Source organism: Streptomyces sp. KR80 (assembly GCF_052245555.1).
Lineage (GTDB): Bacteria > Actinomycetota > Actinomycetes > Streptomycetales > Streptomycetaceae > Streptomyces.
On the sequence record NZ_JBQQCD010000011.1, the window covers coordinates 153,213 to 169,468 of the forward strand.

Annotated in this window: 15 protein-coding genes; 14 read left to right on the forward strand and 1 reads right to left on the reverse strand. The window is 70.5% G+C overall.

The window, feature by feature from the left end; translation table 11 throughout:
• The first annotated feature begins 167 nt into the window (after positions 1-167).
• The 12 genes from ACTWQI_RS17780 (at position 168) to ACTWQI_RS17835 (ending at position 14,044) form a co-directional block, all read left to right on the forward strand.
• Positions 168-2,726: a Pls/PosA family non-ribosomal peptide synthetase gene (locus tag ACTWQI_RS17780; protein ID WP_443271539.1), complete on the forward strand. Its 2,559-nt coding sequence runs from the start codon at positions 168-170 to the stop codon at positions 2,724-2,726.
• 14 nt (positions 2,727-2,740) lie between these two features.
• On the forward strand, positions 2,741-5,410 hold the full coding sequence (locus ACTWQI_RS17785) for a non-ribosomal peptide synthetase (RefSeq protein ID WP_443271611.1): 2,670 nt from the start codon (positions 2,741-2,743) through the stop codon (positions 5,408-5,410).
• Between the two features lie 23 nt (positions 5,411-5,433).
• Complete coding sequence (locus ACTWQI_RS17790; protein ID WP_443271540.1) at positions 5,434-6,438, forward strand: TauD/TfdA family dioxygenase; 1,005 nt, start codon at positions 5,434-5,436, stop codon at positions 6,436-6,438.
• Positions 6,435-7,505: a 2,3-diaminopropionate biosynthesis protein SbnB gene (gene sbnB, locus ACTWQI_RS17795; RefSeq protein ID WP_443271542.1), complete on the forward strand. Its 1,071-nt coding sequence runs from the start codon at positions 6,435-6,437 to the stop codon at positions 7,503-7,505. The genes ACTWQI_RS17790 and sbnB overlap by 4 nt, the downstream gene beginning before the upstream one ends.
• A 43-nt stretch (positions 7,506-7,548) precedes the next feature.
• A complete protein-coding gene (gene sbnA / locus ACTWQI_RS17800) occupies positions 7,549-8,727 on the forward strand; it encodes a 2,3-diaminopropionate biosynthesis protein SbnA (RefSeq protein WP_443271544.1) in 1,179 nt (392 codons plus the stop codon).
• Positions 8,728-8,770: 43 nt separating this feature from the next.
• Positions 8,771-9,355, forward strand: a complete 585-nt coding sequence (gene sigK / locus ACTWQI_RS17805; RefSeq protein WP_443271546.1) for an ECF RNA polymerase sigma factor SigK — start codon at positions 8,771-8,773, stop codon at positions 9,353-9,355.
• Positions 9,352-10,098: an anti-sigma factor gene (locus tag ACTWQI_RS17810; protein ID WP_443271548.1), complete on the forward strand. Its 747-nt coding sequence runs from the start codon at positions 9,352-9,354 to the stop codon at positions 10,096-10,098. The genes sigK and ACTWQI_RS17810 overlap by 4 nt, the downstream gene beginning before the upstream one ends.
• 612 nt (positions 10,099-10,710) lie before the next feature.
• Entirely contained in the window at positions 10,711-11,124 is a 414-nt protein-coding gene (locus ACTWQI_RS17815) for a LysR substrate-binding domain-containing protein (protein WP_443271550.1), read from the forward strand.
• An 88-nt stretch (positions 11,125-11,212) separates the two neighbouring features.
• Positions 11,213-11,683, forward strand: a complete 471-nt coding sequence (locus tag ACTWQI_RS17820; protein ID WP_443271552.1) for a cell division protein SepF — start codon at positions 11,213-11,215, stop codon at positions 11,681-11,683.
• Between the two features lie 86 nt (positions 11,684-11,769).
• Positions 11,770-12,921, forward strand: coding sequence for an ATP-binding protein (locus ACTWQI_RS17825; RefSeq protein ID WP_443271553.1), 1,152 nt, complete (start codon positions 11,770-11,772; stop codon positions 12,919-12,921).
• Positions 12,922-13,100: 179 nt separating this feature from the next.
• Complete coding sequence (locus ACTWQI_RS17830) at positions 13,101-13,442, forward strand: nucleotide pyrophosphohydrolase (protein ID WP_443271613.1); 342 nt, start codon at positions 13,101-13,103, stop codon at positions 13,440-13,442.
• Positions 13,443-13,573: 131 nt separating this feature from the next.
• Positions 13,574-14,044, forward strand: a complete 471-nt coding sequence (locus ACTWQI_RS17835) for a DUF6099 family protein (protein ID WP_443271555.1) — start codon at positions 13,574-13,576, stop codon at positions 14,042-14,044.
• Between the two features lie 69 nt (positions 14,045-14,113).
• Here ACTWQI_RS17835 and ACTWQI_RS17840 read toward each other — a convergent pair whose 3' ends face one another.
• Positions 14,114-14,275 carry a hypothetical protein gene (locus ACTWQI_RS17840; RefSeq protein ID WP_443271556.1) on the reverse strand — a complete coding sequence of 54 codons (162 nt, stop codon included), beginning with the start codon at positions 14,273-14,275 and terminating at the stop codon, positions 14,114-14,116.
• 95 nt (positions 14,276-14,370) lie between these two features.
• Between ACTWQI_RS17840 and ACTWQI_RS17845 the strand changes: the two genes are divergently transcribed.
• Both ACTWQI_RS17845 and mmuM read left to right on the forward strand, forming a co-directional pair.
• Complete coding sequence (locus ACTWQI_RS17845; RefSeq protein WP_443271558.1) at positions 14,371-15,294, forward strand: LLM class F420-dependent oxidoreductase; 924 nt, start codon at positions 14,371-14,373, stop codon at positions 15,292-15,294.
• A gap of 27 nt (positions 15,295-15,321) precedes the next feature.
• On the forward strand, positions 15,322-16,239 hold the full coding sequence (gene mmuM, locus ACTWQI_RS17850; RefSeq protein WP_443271560.1) for a homocysteine S-methyltransferase: 918 nt from the start codon (positions 15,322-15,324) through the stop codon (positions 16,237-16,239).
• Positions 16,240-16,256 lie beyond the last annotated feature (17 nt).

A 16,256-nucleotide genomic window follows, 5' to 3' on the forward strand; every position in this document is an offset into this window, starting at 1 on the left:
AGTTTCCGAATGCGGAGATCTGCCCGCGTCCTGGCGCCGAATCAAGAGCATGGGTGGTTTTGGCAACAGCCCGCGTCGTTCGCACGCGACATCAGTCCGAAACCGGTGTCCAACGCACGCCGGTCAGTGCTGGCCGGCACTTCCCCGGAAGCTTCCCGGGAGCTGACATGGTGGACAAGCCGGTGGACACGCTGCCCTCCGTTCCGGAGGAATCCACGGCTCTCCTGGACGCGTACGGTGAACCGGCCGCAATCGAGAAGACCCTCGCCGCGGTGCTGGCCGCGGTCGTGCAGACCGAGCAGGTGCCGGTCGACGGTCACTTCTTCAACGAACTGGGTGCTGACTCGTTGGTGATGGCGCACTTCTGCGCGCGGGTCAGGAAGCGTGCGGATCTGCCGTCGGTGTCGATGAAGGACGTCTATCGGCACCCGACGATCAGGAGTTTGGCGACGGCGCTCGCGGATGCCCCGCCCGCTCCCCGGGCGGAGTCGGCGGCCGTGGCCCCGGCACCGGAGGCGTTCCCGGTATCGGCCCCGGCTCCGGTGCCGGCTCAGTCCCCAGCGGGCATGCCGCAGTACGTCCTGTGCGGCGTGCTGCAGTTCCTGGCCTTCCTCGGGTACTCCTATCTCATCGCCTTCGGCACCGCCCGAGGCTACGAGTGGATCTCCGCCGGATCGGGTGTGCTCGACGTGTACCTGCGGTCGGTCCTGTTCGGCGGTGCGGCCTTCCTGGGCCTGTGTGCCCTTCCCGTCCTCGTGAAGTGGACGCTCGTCGGCCGGTGGAAGCCTCAGCACATCCGTGTCTGGAGCCTTGCGTACGTCCGCTTCTGGATCGTCAAGACGCTGGTTCGGTCGGATCCACTGGTGTTGTTCAGCGGCTCGCCGCTCTACCTGCTCTACCTCAGGGCACTGGGTGCGAAGGTCGGGCGCGGCGCCGTGGTCCTCTCCCGGAGCGTGCCCGTGTGCACCGACCTGCTCGCCATCGGCGACGGCACGGTCATCCGGAAGGACTCGTCCTTCGCCTGTTACCGGGCCCACGCCGGACTGATCCAGACGGGCCCGGTCACCCTCGGCAGGAACGTGCTGGTCAGCGAGGCCACGGTGCTCGACATCGACACGTCGCTGGGCGACGGGGCCCAGCTCGGCCATGCCTCCTCGCTGCACCGTGGGCAGGCGGTCCCCGCTGGCGAGCACTGGCACGGGTCTCCGGCACAGCGGACCGACGTGGACTACCGAGTGGTGGGTTCGGCCCGCTGCGGTGCGGTGCGCAGGGCGGCCCACAGCGTTCTGCAGATGCTGATCGCACTGAGCCTGTACGTGCCGTTGGCGGTCGGCGGCGTGGTCGCGCTGCTCGTCGAGGTCCCGCAGCTCAGCGCGGCTCTGGAGCCGGGGCCTGCGGTCTTCGCCGACTGGGCGTTCTACCGCGACGCCCTGGTGTTCTCCTTCGTGCTCGTCTTCGGCGCCGTTCCCGCCGGTCTCCTCGTCCTGACCACCGTTCCCCGTCTGCTTGGCCTGACCCTCAAGCCGGGCAGGGTCTACTGCCTGTACGGCTTCCACCACGCGGTGCACCGGACGATCGCGCTCTTGACCAACTGGAAGTTCCTCAAGCGCCTGTTCGGGGACAGCTCCTGCATCGTCCACTACCTGCGGTGGCTCGGGTACGACCTTTCCCGGGTCGAGCAGACCGGGTCGAACTTCGGCACGGAGATGAAGCACGAGACGCCGTTGCTGAGCTCCGTCGGGCGCGGGACGATGATCGCCGACGGCCTGTCGATCATGAATGCCGACTTCTCCAGTACCGCGTTCCGCGTGTCCGGGGTGTCGATCGGGCCGCGCAACTTCCTCGGGAACAGGGTCGCGTACCCCACGCAGGGCAGGACCGGCGACAACTGCCTCCTCGCGACGAAAGTGATGGTGCCGGTCGACGGGGAGGTCCGCGAGGGCGTCGGGCTGCTGGGCTCGCCCAGCTTCGAGATTCCCCGTTCGGTCCTGCGGGACAGCAGGTTCGACCGGCTCAAGAGCCGTGAGGAGCTGCAGCGCAGCCTTGCCGCCAAGAACAGGCACAACGCCGCCACCATGGGGTGGTACCTGCTGACGCGTTGGATCTACGCTTTCGCTCTCGCCCTGCTCGCCTCAGGAGCCGCGGAGCTGTACAGGCCGTTCGGTGTGTCGGCGATCGCGCTGGCCGACGTCCTCGTCGTGGTGTTCACCGTCGCGTACTTCGTGCTGGTCGAACGCGTCGTCACAGCGTTCCGTCCCCTGGGGCCGCTGTTCTGCTCGATCTACAACGCGAGCTTCTGGCGGCGTGAGCGCTACTGGAAGGTGCCGTCGGAGACGTACCTGAAGATCTTCAACGGCACCGCGTTCAAGAACGTGATCTGGCGGCTGCTGGGGGTGCGGCTCGGCAGCATGGTCTTCGACGACGGCTGCTATCTGACGGAACGGGCCATGGCTGCCATCGGGGCCGGCTGCACACTCAACTCGGGGAGCGTCGTCCAGTGCCACTCGCAGGAGGACGGCGCCTTCAAGTCCGACCGGAGCACGATCGGCTCCGGCTGCACCCTCGGTGTCGGCGCTTTCGTCCACTACGGCGTGACGGTGGGCGACGGTGCGGTGCTCGCCCCTGACTCCTTCCTGATGAAGGGAGAGGTCGTCCCGCAGGAGGCGTGGTGGGGCGGGAATCCGGCAAGGCCGCTCCGCTCGCACAGCGAGGACGAGGGGAGGTAGGCCCCATGGCACCCATGACAAAGCCTGCGGAGGCCGGCCGGGAGTTCTGGCGGGGCGTGCTCACCGCCGGCGGGGTCACCACGGTCCCTCGGTGGACCCTCGACCCGGTGACCCGCATCGCTGAGCACAAGGCGACGCTTCCCGAGGATCTGGTGGACGCGTTGAGCCGCCTGGCGGACGATCTGGCGGTACCCCTCCGCTCGGTGTTGCTGGCCGCGCACGCCAAGGTGCTGGCCGCTCTGTCCGGCGAGCACGAGGTCACGACCGGTTACGTCGCCGTGCGGGGCGGCCGGCCGCTGCCCTGCCTGCTGACCACCGAACCCGACTCGTGGCGGACGATGGTGCTTCACACCCACCGTGCCGAGTCGGAACTGCGGACGCACAAGGACTTCCCCGTCGACGGTCTCAGGCGTGAGCTGGGCCTGCCCGGACCGTCGACCGAGGCCGTGTTCGATCCGACCGGCGACGGAGGCGAGCTCGCCGTGAATACCGTGCTGCGGGTGGAAATCCCGCGACGCGGCGATCGGCGAACGCTGCGGCTGCGGTACCGGACCGACGCGCTCGACGCGGACTGCGCCGCGAGGATCGTCGGCTACCACCTCACCGCGCTCACACTGATCGCCGCCGATCCGGACGCCGCGCACGGCCGGCAGAGCCTGCTCTCCGCCGAGGAGCGCCGCTTCCAGCTCGAAGGACTCGCCGGACCCCGCCGGGAGCTGCCCGACCACCGCTTCCACGAGCTGTTCGAACAACGCGTCAGGGCGCACCCGGACGCCGTAGGGGCCGTACGCGGCGACCAGCGGTGGACCTACCGGGAACTCAACGCGCGGGCCAACCGCCTGGGGCGGGCCCTGCTGGCGCGGGGGCTGCACCGCGAAGGCGTCGTCGCGGTGGTGACCGAGCGGAACCTGGACTGGGCGGCCGCCGTCCTCGCGGTCTTCAAAGCCGGTGGGGTGTACCTGCCCATCGAGCCGCACTTCCCGGCCGACCGCATCGCGACCATGCTCTCCCGTGCCGGGTGCCGGCTCGTGCTGACCGAGCCGGGCAGCACCAAGATGCTCGACCGAGCCCTCGACGCGCTGCCCGCGGTTCGGGCGCTCTCCGTCGACGCGGCCTACGCGGAGGGCCACCCGGACTCCGACCTCGGCGTCGGCGTCGCACCGGACCAGCTCGCCTACATCTATTTCACCTCCGGCTCCACCGGAGAGCCCAAGGGAGCCATGTGCGAGCACGCGGGCATGCTCAACCATCTCCGCGCCAAGATCGACGACCTGGGGATCGGCGAGGGGCAAGTGGTCGCCCAGACCGCGCCCCAGTGCTTCGACATCTCGCTGTGGCAACTGGCTTCCGCGCTCCTGGCCGGCGGGCGGACCCTGCTCGTGGAACAGGACGCGATCCTGGACGTCCCGCGGTTCGTCGACACGATCGCCCGCGGCGGGGTCAGCGTGCTCCAGGTCGTGCCGTCCTACCTCGACGCCGTCGTGTCCTACCTGGAGCGGCATCCGCGCGAGCTGCCGGGTCTGCGGTGCGTGTCGGTCACCGGCGAGGCGCTGAAGAAGGAGCTCGTACAGCGCTGGTTCGCGGCCCAGCCCGGTATCAGGCTGGTCAACGCGTACGGGCTGACCGAGACCTCGGACGACACCAACCACGAGGTGATGGACCGGGCGCCGGACACCGAACGGGTTCCGCTCGGTCGACCCGTCAACAACGTGCACGTCTACGTCGTCGACGAGCACCTGTCACCGGTGCCGCTCGGCGCCCCCGGTGCGATCGTCTTCTCCGGGGTCTGCGTCGGCCGCGGCTACGTCAACGACCCCGAACGCACCCGGCAGGCCTTCATGGCGGATCCGCACCACGCGGGCCGACGGCTTTACCGGGGCGGCGACTACGGCCGCTGGGTGCCCGGGGGAAAGCTGGAGTTCCTCGGCCGCCGGGACACCCAGGTCAAGATCCGCGGTTTCCGGATCGAGATCGGCGAGGTCGAGAGCGCCATCCTGCGGGCATCCGGGGTCCGCGACGGTGCGGTGGTGGCCGTCGAGAGGGCCGGGCAGGGCGGGCGTCTGGTGGCTTTCTACTCCGGTCAGGACCCGCTGGAGGACGGCATCCTCAAGGACTGGCTGGGCCAGTCGCTGCCCGCGTACATGGTCCCTTCGGAGTTCCACTGGCAGGAGAGCCTGCCCGTGACCGCCAACGGCAAGGTCGACAGGAAAGCGCTGACCGCACTCGCCGCACAGCTCGGCGCCGTGGTACCGGACGTCGGATCCGGCGGCACCCAGCTCGACACGGTCGAGGAGGACCGCGACGCGCCCCGCACGCCGACCGAGCGGCGGCTGGCCGCCTTGTGGGCCCAGGTGCTCGACATCCCGGAGTACACGATCCGCCGGCCCGACCACTTCTTCGACCGTGGCGGAACCTCTCTCGCGGCGGTGCGGCTCGCGATCGCCCTGGACCGTGCCGTGGACATCGCGGACATCACGCGCCACCCCGTCCTGGCCGACCTGGCCCGCATGGTCGACGGCAGGTCCAAGCCGCCGCAGCCCGAGCTGCTGTGGCCCCAGTCGGAACCGGATGGCCCCGGGCGGACACCTCGGTGTGCCTCCTCCGGCCCCCACTCCCTCAGCATCGGTCCGACCGGGGCGGCGCAGGCGGTTCTGCGCGTCGCCGGACCGCCGGCTTCCTCCTGAACCGCAACCGAAAGGAGACCGAGATGCCGTCCTCGCTCCCCCTGTCGATGCTCAGCGTCGACCTGCAGCCCGGCAAACCCCCGATCCTGCGTGTCGGCTCCACCGGCGACGCGGCGAGCTGGGCGGCCGAGCACCGGGACGCGCTGCGCGCCATCGTCGCCGAGCACGGTGCGGTCCTGGTCCGCGGCCTCGGGCTGAGCGACCGGGCCGAGACCGAGGCCGTCTTCCGGCGGCTGGTCGGCACTCTGATGACCGAGAAGGAGGCTTTCGCGTCCCGGCGGAGCTACTCCGACGGCGTGTACTCCTCGTCGAAGTGGCCGCCGAACCAGCCGATGTGCATGCACCACGAGCTCAGCTACACCCTGGAGTTCCCCGGCCTGATGCTGTTCGCCTGCCTCAGTGCTCCCGCCGTCGGCGGGGCGACCGCGCTGGCCGACGCACCGACCGTGCTGCACGCGCTGCCCACCGATCTCGTCGAGCGGTTCCTGAGGGAGGGCTGGCTGCTCACCCGCACCTACAACGAGGAGATCGGGGCGTCCTTGGCCGACGCCTTCGGCAGTGAGGACCGCGGGGCGGTCGAGAGCTACTGCCGCGCGGCCGCGGTCGAGTTCGAGTGGCAGCCCGACGGCGGACTGCGGACCTGGCAGCGCCGCAGCGCCGTGGTGCGGCACCCGGTCACCGGCCGGCGCTGCTGGTTCAACCAGATCGCGTTTCTCAACGAGTGGACGCTGGCCCCCGAGATACGTGAGTACCTGGTGGACGTCTACGGCGCCGACGGGCTGCCGTTCAACACCCGCTACGGGGACGGCGCACCGATCGGCGAGGACACCGTGCAGTTGCTGAACGACGTCTACCAGTCCCACACCGTGCGCGAGCCGTGGCAGGCCGGCGACCTCATGCTCGTCGACAACGTCCGCACCGCCCACAGCAGGGAGCCGTACGAGGGGCCGCGCGAGGTGCTCGTCGCGATGACGGACGCGGTGCACCTGGCCGACTGCTCGCCGACCGTGGAGGTGATCACCGAATGACCATCACCCGTTCCACCGCATGGGAGTCCGCACCGTCCGGCCCGGTCACCGTGCCGCCGTTCGCGGTCTTGTCCGGCGGCCAGGTCCAGCAAGCGCTGCAGGGGCGCGAGAAGCAGATCGTGGAGTTGGTCGAGGCCACCTACCGGCTGCACAGCGCGGGTGATTCGGTGAACCCGCCGTCCCACTTCCTGCGCTTCCCCGACCGCCCGGGGTCCCGGATCGTCGCCCTGCCCGCCTCGATCGGCGGGGAGGCAGGGGTGGACGGCCTGAAGTGGATCTCCAGCTTCCCGCAGAACGTGGCGGCCGGCATCCCGAGGGCCTCGGCGGTGCTCATCCTCAACGACCGCCACACCGGCTACCCGTTCGCCTGCATGGAAGCCTCGATCATCAGCGCGACGAGGACGGCCGCATCGGCGGCGCTGGCGGCGGACCGGCTCAGCCGCGGCCGACGGCGCCCGACGCGCGTCGGGTTCTTCGGGACGGGCCTGATCGCCCGCTACATCCACACCTTCCTGGCCGGGACCGGCTGGTCGTTCGACGCCATCGGCGTGCACGATGTGTCCGCCGACAGCGCGGCCGGTTTCCGCTGCTATCTGGAGCAGTCCGGAGCCACCGGCTGGATCGTCGTGCACGACAGCCCCGAGCAGGTGATCCGCGCGAGCGACCTGGTGGTCTTCGCCACGGTCGCCGCCCGGCCGCACGTCTGCGATCCGTCGTGGTTCGCACACCGACCGCTTGTGCTGCACGTGTCGCTGCGCGACCTGGCTCCGGAGGTCGTGCTTGCCTCGGACAACATCGTCGACGACGTCGAGCACTGCCTTCGGGCGGACACCTCCGTTCACCTGGCCGAACAACGCACGGGCAACCGCGACTTCCTGACGGGGACGCTGGCGGACGTGATGGCCGGGCGCGTAACGCCGTCGCGGGACCGGACGGTGGTGTTCTCGCCCTTCGGCCTCGGGGTGCTCGACCTGGCAGTCGGCAAGTACGTCTACGACGAGGTGGCCGACTCCGGAGAGCTGCAGGTCGTCGACGGCTTCTTTCACGAGCTGCGCAGGTACGGATGAAGCACATCCGGCCCGGGCCGCTCTTCAACCCGCGGAGGCCATCGTGTCAGTCATATCCGCTCCCTACACCTTCAACGAGGAGGATCTCTACGTCGACCTCCAGTCGATACTGGGGCACAGGCTCTTCCTGAAGTGCGAGGGCTTCAACTTCGCCGGCTCGATCAAGCTGAAGCCCGCGACCGAGATGGTGGAGGCCGCCGAGCAGGCGGGGGTCCTGACGCCGGAGTCGGTCCTGGTCGAGTCCTCGTCCGGAAACATGGGCGTGGCACTCAGCATGATCGCGGCGAGTAAGGGCTACCAGTTCTTGTGCGTGACAGACTCCCGTTGCAATCTGTCGACCAGGTTGCTGATGGAGGCCTTGGGCGCCCATGTGCACGTCGTCACCGAGCCGAGCACCGACGGCGGCCTCCTCCGTGCGCGGATCGACTACGTCCGTACGCTGTGCGCCGTGGACGACCGGTACGTGTGGCTCAGCCAGTACACCAATCCGGGCAACTGGAAGGCGCACTACCTCAGGACGGCACCGGCGATAGCCCGCTCGTTCCCAGGACTGGACGTGTTGTTCGTCGGGGCCGGCACCACCGGGACACTGATGGGCTGCGCGCGCTACTTCCGGGAGTGGCACCGGCCGGTCCGGATCGTCGCGGTGGACAGCGTCGGCTCGGTGACCTTCGGCGGTGCTCCGGGACGCCGGATGCTTCCCGGTCTGGGCATGAGCATGTGCCCTCCGCTGCTCGACGAATCCTTCGTCGACGAGGCGGTGCACGTCGAGGAAGCGGACAGCATCCGCGCCTGCCACCGCCTGGCCCGACGCGGCTTCCTGTTCGGCGGCTCCACCGGCACCGTGGTCAGCGGCGCGATGGGCTGGCTGGCTCTGCATGACACGCCTGGCCTGACTGCGGTGGCCATCGCCCCGGACCTCGGCGAGCGTTACCTCGATACCGTCTACCAGTCCAACTGGGTACGGGCCCTCTACGGCGAGGGCGTGTTCGACCCCGGCGGCACGGTCGCCGCCGCTTCACGGGCCGCCCGCTCCGCACCACCGGTGCCCTCGTCGGGCCCCCGGGTGCGCCACCGGCGCCAGGAGGACGAAGCGTGGGCCGGTGACACCACGACCGCCGGCCCGAGCCGGCCGTCACCGGGCTCCTGGACAGCCGAATCCGCCCCACTGCGGGATGCGGACGGCGGCCGGGCCTCGGACACTATGGGGGAGGGCGGGTGAACCAGCAGAGCGGATCGGGGCAGACACGCAGGCGGGAGAGGGTGTGGCGGAGCGGCAGGCCCCCGGGGCCCGGCACATCGGTACATCCGAGACGGATCGACTGTTGGTGTCCGTCGCCGCCGGCAGTCAGGACGCCTTCACCCGGTTGTACGACGCGGCCGCCGGCCCGATCTACGGAATCGCGTGCCGGGTCCTGCATGACCCTGCACGCGCCGAGGAGGTCGCCCAGGAGGTCATGCTGGAGGTCTGGCAGAGTGCCCCCCGCTACCGGCCCGAGAGCGGGCACGCCATGACCTGGATGATGACCATCGCCCACCATCGCGCCGTGGACAGCGTCCGCACTGCGCGGAGGTCCGCTGAACGTGAGCGCGCCCTCTCCCAGCACGTGTCGACTCCCGCCGTCGACGACGTCGTGGAGACGGTGGAGGCGCTCGGGGAACGCGAACAAGTCCGCTCCTGCCTGAAGGAGCTCAGCGCCGAGCTGCGGCAGCCGGTACTGCTCGCTTACTACCGGGGCCTGACCCATACCGAGATCGCTTCGGCGCTGTCCCTGCCGCTCGGCACCGTCAAGAGCCGCCTGCGCAGGGCACTGATCCGCCTGCGGCATTGCCTGGGAGCTCCACCGTGACCACAGCCGACTCACACGACCTCGCGGGTGCCTATGCAGCGGACGCCCTCACCCGGGAGGACCGGGAGGCGTTCCGGCGACACGTCTCCGACTGCCCCGACTGCGCCCACGAGACCGCCCGCCAGCAGGAGGCCGCGGCCTGGCTCGCCCTCGCGGCAGCCCGCACCCCGCCGCCGCGCCTGAAAGAACGTGTCCTCGCCGAGGTGGCCCGGTCTCCCCAGTTCCCACCGACGCTCCCCGGTCAGGCGGATGAGCGCCCCAGCCGGCGATCCCCGTCACGTCTGATGCGTCTCGCGCTGGCCGCCAGTCTGACCGCGGCCGCCGCGCTCGGCGGCCTGGCGGCCTGGCAGCACCAGGAGACGCAGCAGACACGCCAGGAAGCCGAGAGCCACGCCGCCGACCGCGCTCGGCTCCTTGCGGCCCCCGACACCACTTTCGTCAAAAAAGGCATGGCCTACGGCGGCTCGGGCACCGTTGTGGTCTCACGCCACCTGAACCAGGCCGCCTACTTCTGCCAGGACCTCGCTCCCCTGCCCTCCGACAGGACCTACCAGTTGTGGTACGTCGCCCCCGGGGACGAAGTCCGCCCCGCCGGGCTCGTCCCCGCCAAAGCCGACTTCCAAGCCGTGTCCCTCCCCCCGCCCGGTACCGCCGCCTCACTTGCCATCACCGTCGAACCAAGCACGGGCTCCGCCAAACCCACCACCGATTTCCTCGCCACATGGCCCCTCCCCACTTCCTGATCGTGTGGCCGGCCGGCGAGACCGGACCGACAGGAGGGTAGGGGCACGCGCGGCTTGGTCGGCGTCCTCCTCCAGACGTTCATTTCCGCCTGCACCTCCCGAGGGTGCTTGCAGTGCTCGACGTAGGAGCGGCCGTCCGCGGTGACGACAGCGACGTGTCCGCTACCGCGGCCAGGTCCTCTTGATCACTCCGAAGTCCTCGGAGCCTTCGAGTTGGCGCGGGCCGTCATGCGCCCGGCATCGTCGTAGCCGAAGGTCGCGTCTGGCGTGGTGTCCGAGTGGTCGGTCTTGCAGGGCGACACCCCGCTCGGCTGATCGACGCGCTGTAACAGCGGATTCTTCGGGAGATGGATCGTGACTGCGCCTGAGTTGGTGTCGGCATACTTGGCAGCGCTGGAACCGGGCGGATGCCGAGGCCGTACTCGAGCTGTTCGCGCCCGCGCCACGAGGACGACTGCCGGGTTGGCCGCCTCGAACAGGTTCTGCAGTGGCAGCAATAGGGTCGCCCTCTGTCATCGATGCCGACCTCCTGCGCATTACTGCCGTAGCGGGCCAACGGCCATCCCGGCGGGCGCACACCTCCTGGGCGGCCCTTGGCGTCCCGCATCGACCGTGACGCTCCGAGGCTGGTACAAGCGGATGCTGGATATCTGCCGACGAGGGGGTTTTGTCCCGACCCGGATCAGGCATGCCGGCAGCCCGGAGTTCCTGCTCGGACTCGTGACGGCGGGGCTCGGTGTGGCTTTCGAGCAGGACACGGCGGCCCGTCGCGAACCACGTGTCGTATGGCGGCCGTTGGCCGGGCGTCCGCTGGTCCGGGAGACCTCTGCCGCCTGGCCCTCCGTCGGGGCGCATCCGGGTGCGCGGCGTTTCGCGGATCTCGCCGCCGGGGTGTTCGCCCGCGCTGCCGCACCGTCCGCGAGGAGCCTGGAGCCCGTGCCCGAGGACCGGCCGCTGCCGTGGTCGGTGGTCTACGCGCCACTGGCGCCTGCCGAGGACGGCTCGCATCACACCCGGGGATCCTGACCGGGTGTCGCTCCGCCCGATTTCCGGGTGGCTGTCACTAGGCTGGCGTAATGCGGATAGTCAGCGAGCTCATCTGCGGGGAGGGCCGGTGAACAGGCATGATGTCACCGATGAGCAGTGGGAGGGGCTTGCGGAGGTCGTTCCGCTGCGCGGCAGCGAGTCATGGCCGTCCTGGCCGGGCCACCGCACCCTGCACGGTGCGGGACCCGGCGGTGAGACCTACCGCGACGGCACGTACCGCGAGCGGGGGCACGGCGACGGAGTGGGCGCCGGGGAGCCGAGCGCCCAGGACGGCCACCGGCGCTTCGTCGTCGTCCGGGTGCGGTACTTCGCCGACGCTCGCGGAGTCGCCGAGCAACTGATGGGGCACGTACCGGTTCTGCTGGATCTCACGGTCGCCGACGGCGATGTCGCCAAGCGCATCCTCGACTTCGCCAGTGGAGTGGTCTTCGGGCTGGGTGCGAGCATGCACCGGGTGGACACGAACGTCTTCCTGCTGACCCCGGTCGGCACCCGGGTCGAGGGGCCGCGGCTCGGGGCCGCTACCGCCCTCGACTGATCACGTACCCCGATCGTAGGAAGGTCATGGTGGCGGAACGGTTCGGCTGACCCGTCGCGGCCCGCGGCTGCGTACGGTTCCCGGTCATGGATTCCACCAGCGCCAACGCCGGAACCGTAGCGACCGCAGCCCGCCCGGCCGTGACCGAACTGCGGCTCTCCGCCTACAAGTCGCACCGCGGAACGGCCTTCCCCCTGGGGCCGATGACCGTCCTCTCGGGGCCGAGCGGCAGTGGCAAGTCCAGCGCGCTGGAGGCGTTTGCCGCGCTCTCGCGGCTCGGGGGCGGCGCGTCGCTGGACGAGGTGTTCCCGGATGCCGCCGCGTGCGTGCCCGAGCGGGCGAAGCCCGACGCCCAGCGGCGTCGCGGATTCCGGATCGGCTGCACCGTGAACGGTCCGGCGGGGAAGGTGCGGCTCGATGTGGCCGTCCAGGCCGAACCCGAACTACGGGTGGTGGGCGAGCGGTTGACCGGTGGCGGGAAGGTTCTGCTCTCCACGGCGCTGCGCGACCCCGGTCGGCGTACGGTCCAGGCGGAGTGGCACACCGCGGGATCCGTACCGGTGACGCGGGCGCCGCTGCCGGACGACCGGCTGGGAACGGCGCTGCTTCCGCTGCGGGTGGCGGGCAAGACGGCAGGGCAGCGCCTGGTGTTGGCCGCCGCCGAGCAGGCCGTCGTGGCGCTGCGTTCGGTCTTCGCGTGTGATCCCCAGCCGGAACGGATGCGGGCGCCGGTCGAGGCCGGGCCCGGGCGACTGCAGCAGGGCTGCGACAATCTGGCGGCGGTCCTCCGGCGCACCCGTGAGGAGTGCGCGACCCGGCACGCGGCCCTGGTCGCGGCTTCCCGAACGGGGTGTACCGGGGTGGTGAAGGACCTGGCGACGCAGGAGCTGACCGACGGAACGGTGCGGGCTGTCCTTGATAGGGGAGCGCTCGGCGCCACGCCCGTCGGGCGGCTCGGGGACGGGGAGTTGCGGTATCTGGCCCTGGCGCTCGTGCTGCTGACGGGGCCGGGTGTGCTGGAGATGGATCCGGCGGCCGAGGTGCTCCCAGCGCGGCAGGCGATGACGGTGCTCGCGGACGGCTTCGACCGCTGCCTCGACCCTCGACAGGCACGGGAGCTGCTCGCGCTGGCGGTGCGGATGGGGAAGCGCGGGCATGTGCGGATGGTGGCGGCGGTGCCGGACGGGGCGTACGCCACCGAGGTGGACGGTGTGTCGGTGGTAGACCTTGGGGTGTGAACGACCCCGCTGAGACTCCCGGAACCGGCCGCGAACGCGGTCCCGAACCTCGTCCGGAACGCCGTCCGGAACCACGTCCCGCACCTCGCCCTGAGACCGGCGCTGGGCTCCGCCCTGAAACCGGCTCGGACACCGGCTCTGACCCCGGCCTTGGTGCCGGCTCCGGCGAAGGACCCGATCTGCGGGCGCTGCAGCACCGGCTGGCCGCCTTCGCCGCGGCGCGGGACTGGCAGCCGTACCACACGCCGAAGAACTTGGCAGCTGCGCTGAGCGTGGAGGCTTCGGAGCTGGTGGAGATCTTCCAGTGGCTGACGCCGGAGGAGTCGGCCCGGGTGATGGACGACCCGGATGCGGCGCGCCGGGTGACCGACGAGGTCGCGGACGTGTTCGCGTATCTGCTGCAGTTCTGCGAGGTGTTGGGCATCGACGCGCTCGCGGCCTTGTCGGCGAAGATCGACCGGAACGAGCAGCGCTTCCCCTTGCCGCCCGGCAAGCGCCCCGATCGTCACTCTTCGGAGTGAGCGGGGTATCAACAGGGGCACAGTTGTCCACAAAATTCGGAATCCCACTGGCTTTTCGGACTGTTATCCATCACTCTGGGTAGTGGTTGGGTGACAAGTGGTTGCCTCTGGAAGCGGAGGGGGACGCGCGGATGGATGCCGTGAGGTTGATCGGTGCGACCCGTCATGCCCTGGCGCGCTCGCTGGCGGCTGAGGACATCGTGGCCGAGTCCTGGCAGGCCCAGGCGCTGGCCCAGGCAGTGGGCAACCACTTGGCGGTCAACGGACCGGCGGAGCTCCGGTCGGAGGCGACGGGCCTGAGCGAGGCCGGCGGACGTGCTTGCCGGGTGCTGCACGGCTCAGGTGCCGAGAGGGTACGGGCGGCGCAGCTGTCCGAGGTGCAGGACCCGTGGACTGCGCTCACGGGGCTGGGCGGGCTGCTGGGTGAGGTCGGGATGGCGCTCGTCCGGGTGGCCTGCGCGGCTGAGGACGAGACGCTCTACTGGCAGTGCATCGAGGCCATCGACGCAGCCGACGAGTCCAGCGACCGGGTGCGGGGCCTGCTGCGTCAGCTGGAGGCCCGGGAGCGAGGCCAGCCCGATTCGGTGGCGAGGCCGCCGTGAGCTTGGCCCGGCGGCCATGCGGGGCGCCGCTGTGCTGCATGGCCCTCCGTGCGCCCGGCGGTTGCCGGATCAGACGGTGCGGTCGTCGCGGGCGGAGAACCGCAGATCGGCGTCCAGCTGCGACAGATCGGCGTTGAGTGCGGCCAGCATCTCCTCCATCTGCTGCAGCAGGCTCTTCGGCGCCGCCTCCTGCTCGGATGCGCCGTGCTGCTGCGGTTCTTCCTGGGACATCGGTGGTCTGCTCTCCGCCCGAGCCAACGATCACTTGTGGCCACGGTCACGGGTGGCGCCGGTATGACAGTCGTTCGTGCGTGCAGGATGGGGGCATGGATCTTCGCATTTTCACCGAGCCTCAACAGGGGGCCGACTACGACACCCTCCTCAGGGTCGCCAGGGCCACCGAAGACCTCGGTTTCGACGCCTTCTTCCGCTCCGACCACTATCTCCACATGGGATCCGCCACCGGGCTGCCGGGCCCCACCGACGCCTGGATCACCCTGGCGGGACTGGCCCGCGAGACCCGGCGGATCAGGCTGGGCACCCTGATGACCGCGGCCACCTTCCGGCTCCCGGGCGTGCTGGCCATCCAGGTGGCACAGGTCGACCAGATGTCCGGAGGCCGGGTGGAGCTCGGTCTGGGTGCGGGCTGGTTCGAGGAGGAGCACCGCGCCTACGGCATCCCCTTCCCGAAGGACAAGTTCGCGCGCCTGGAGGAACAACTCGCGATCGTCACCGGCCTGTGGGGGACGGAGGTGGGCGCGACCTTCAGGTACGACGGCGAGTACTACCAGCTGGAGGACTGCCCGGCGCTGCCGAAGCCCGCCCAGCAGAAGGTGCCGGTGCTGATCGGCGGCCATGGCGCGACCCGTACGCCGCGGCTGGCCGCGCGGTACGCCGACGAGTTCAACATCCCGTTCGCCTCCGTGGCCGACAGCGAGCGGCAGTTCGGGCGGGTGCGGGCGGCCGCCGCGGCGATCGGCCGCGACGGCGGCGATCTGGTGTACTCGAACGTACTGGTGGCCTGCGTCGGCAAGAGCGACGCCGAAGTCGCCCGCCGGGCCGCTGCCATCGGGCGGGAGGTGGAGGAGCTGAAGGAGAACGGGCTGGCGGGGTCGCCCGGCGAAGTCGTCGACAAGATCGGTCGCTATGCCGAGATCGGCTCATCGCGGATCTATCTGCAGCTCCTGGACCTCGACGACCTCGAGCACCTCGAACTGATCTCCTCCGAGGTCCAGTCCCAGCTCACCTGACCCCTGGTACGCAAGGAGGAGCTCACGTTGCCCGTCCCCGGCACTCCGCTCGCCGCCGCCCTCGCCGCGGGGCCGGTCGTCCTTGACGGCGGGCTGTCGAATCAGCTCGCCGACCAGGGCTGCGATCTGTCGGACGCGCTCTGGTCGGCACGGCTGCTGGCCGACGCCCCCGAACAGATCGAGGCGGCGCACGCGGCATACCGACGAGCGGGCGCGCGCGTGTTGATCACTGCCAGCTATCAGGCGACGTACGAAGGCTTCGCCCGGCGCGGGCTGGGGGCCGAGCAGACCTCGGCGCTGCTGCGTCGCAGCGTTGAGCTGGCGCGGCAAGCCGCGGGGGCGCGGGAGGGGGGATGGGTCGCGGCATCCGTCGGTCCGTACGGTGCGATGCTCGCGGACGGCAGTGAGTACCGGGGGCGGTACGGGCTGAGTGTCCGTGAGCTCCGGCGCTTCCACCGGCCACGGATCGAGACGCTGTGTGCCGCCGAGCCGGACGTGCTCGCCCTGGAGACCGTGCCTGACGCCGACGAGGCAGAGGCCCTGCTCCATGCGGTCGAGGGGACCGGGGTGCCCGTCTGGCTGTCGTACACCATCGCGGGCACCACCACGCGGGCGGGCCAGCCGCTGGCATCCGCCCTGGCGCTCGTCGCCGGGAACGACCAGGTGATCGCGGCAGGTGTCAACTGCTGCGATCCCAGGGACGCGGACCGCGCGGTGGAGATCGCGGCGGCGACGACCGGCAAGCCGGTCGTCGTCTACCCCAACAGCGGGGAGAGATGGGACCCGAGGGCCCGTGACTGGAGCGGCGGTTCCGCCTTCGACCCGGCTCGGGCCCTGCAATGGCGTGCCGCGGGCGCCCGGCTCATCGGCGGCTGCTGCCGTGTGGGTCCGGACCGGATCGCCGAACTCGCCCGGCTGTTGGGCACCGTGGGCACCGTGCCGTGAGTAAACCGCTGTTGGGA

Bases quoted from the DNA above. Each gene is read 5' to 3' on its own strand.
- ACTWQI_RS17780 (WP_443271539.1), top strand. From the start codon at position 168: ATGGTGGACAAGCCGGTGGACACGCTGCCCTCCGTTCCGGAGGAATCC.
- ACTWQI_RS17825 (WP_443271553.1), top strand. From the start codon at position 11,770: ATGGATTCCACCAGCGCCAACGCCGGAACCGTAGCGACCGCAGCCCGC.
- ACTWQI_RS17790 (WP_443271540.1), top strand. From the start codon at position 5,434: ATGCCGTCCTCGCTCCCCCTGTCGATGCTCAGCGTCGACCTGCAGCCC.
- ACTWQI_RS17835 (WP_443271555.1), top strand. From the start codon at position 13,574: ATGGATGCCGTGAGGTTGATCGGTGCGACCCGTCATGCCCTGGCGCGC.
- ACTWQI_RS17845 (WP_443271558.1), top strand. From the start codon at position 14,371: ATGGATCTTCGCATTTTCACCGAGCCTCAACAGGGGGCCGACTACGAC.
- ACTWQI_RS17785 (WP_443271611.1), top strand. From the start codon at position 2,741: ATGACAAAGCCTGCGGAGGCCGGCCGGGAGTTCTGGCGGGGCGTGCTC.
- sbnB (WP_443271542.1), top strand. From the start codon at position 6,435: ATGACCATCACCCGTTCCACCGCATGGGAGTCCGCACCGTCCGGCCCG.
- ACTWQI_RS17840 (WP_443271556.1), bottom strand. From the start codon at position 14,275: ATGTCCCAGGAAGAACCGCAGCAGCACGGCGCATCCGAGCAGGAGGCG.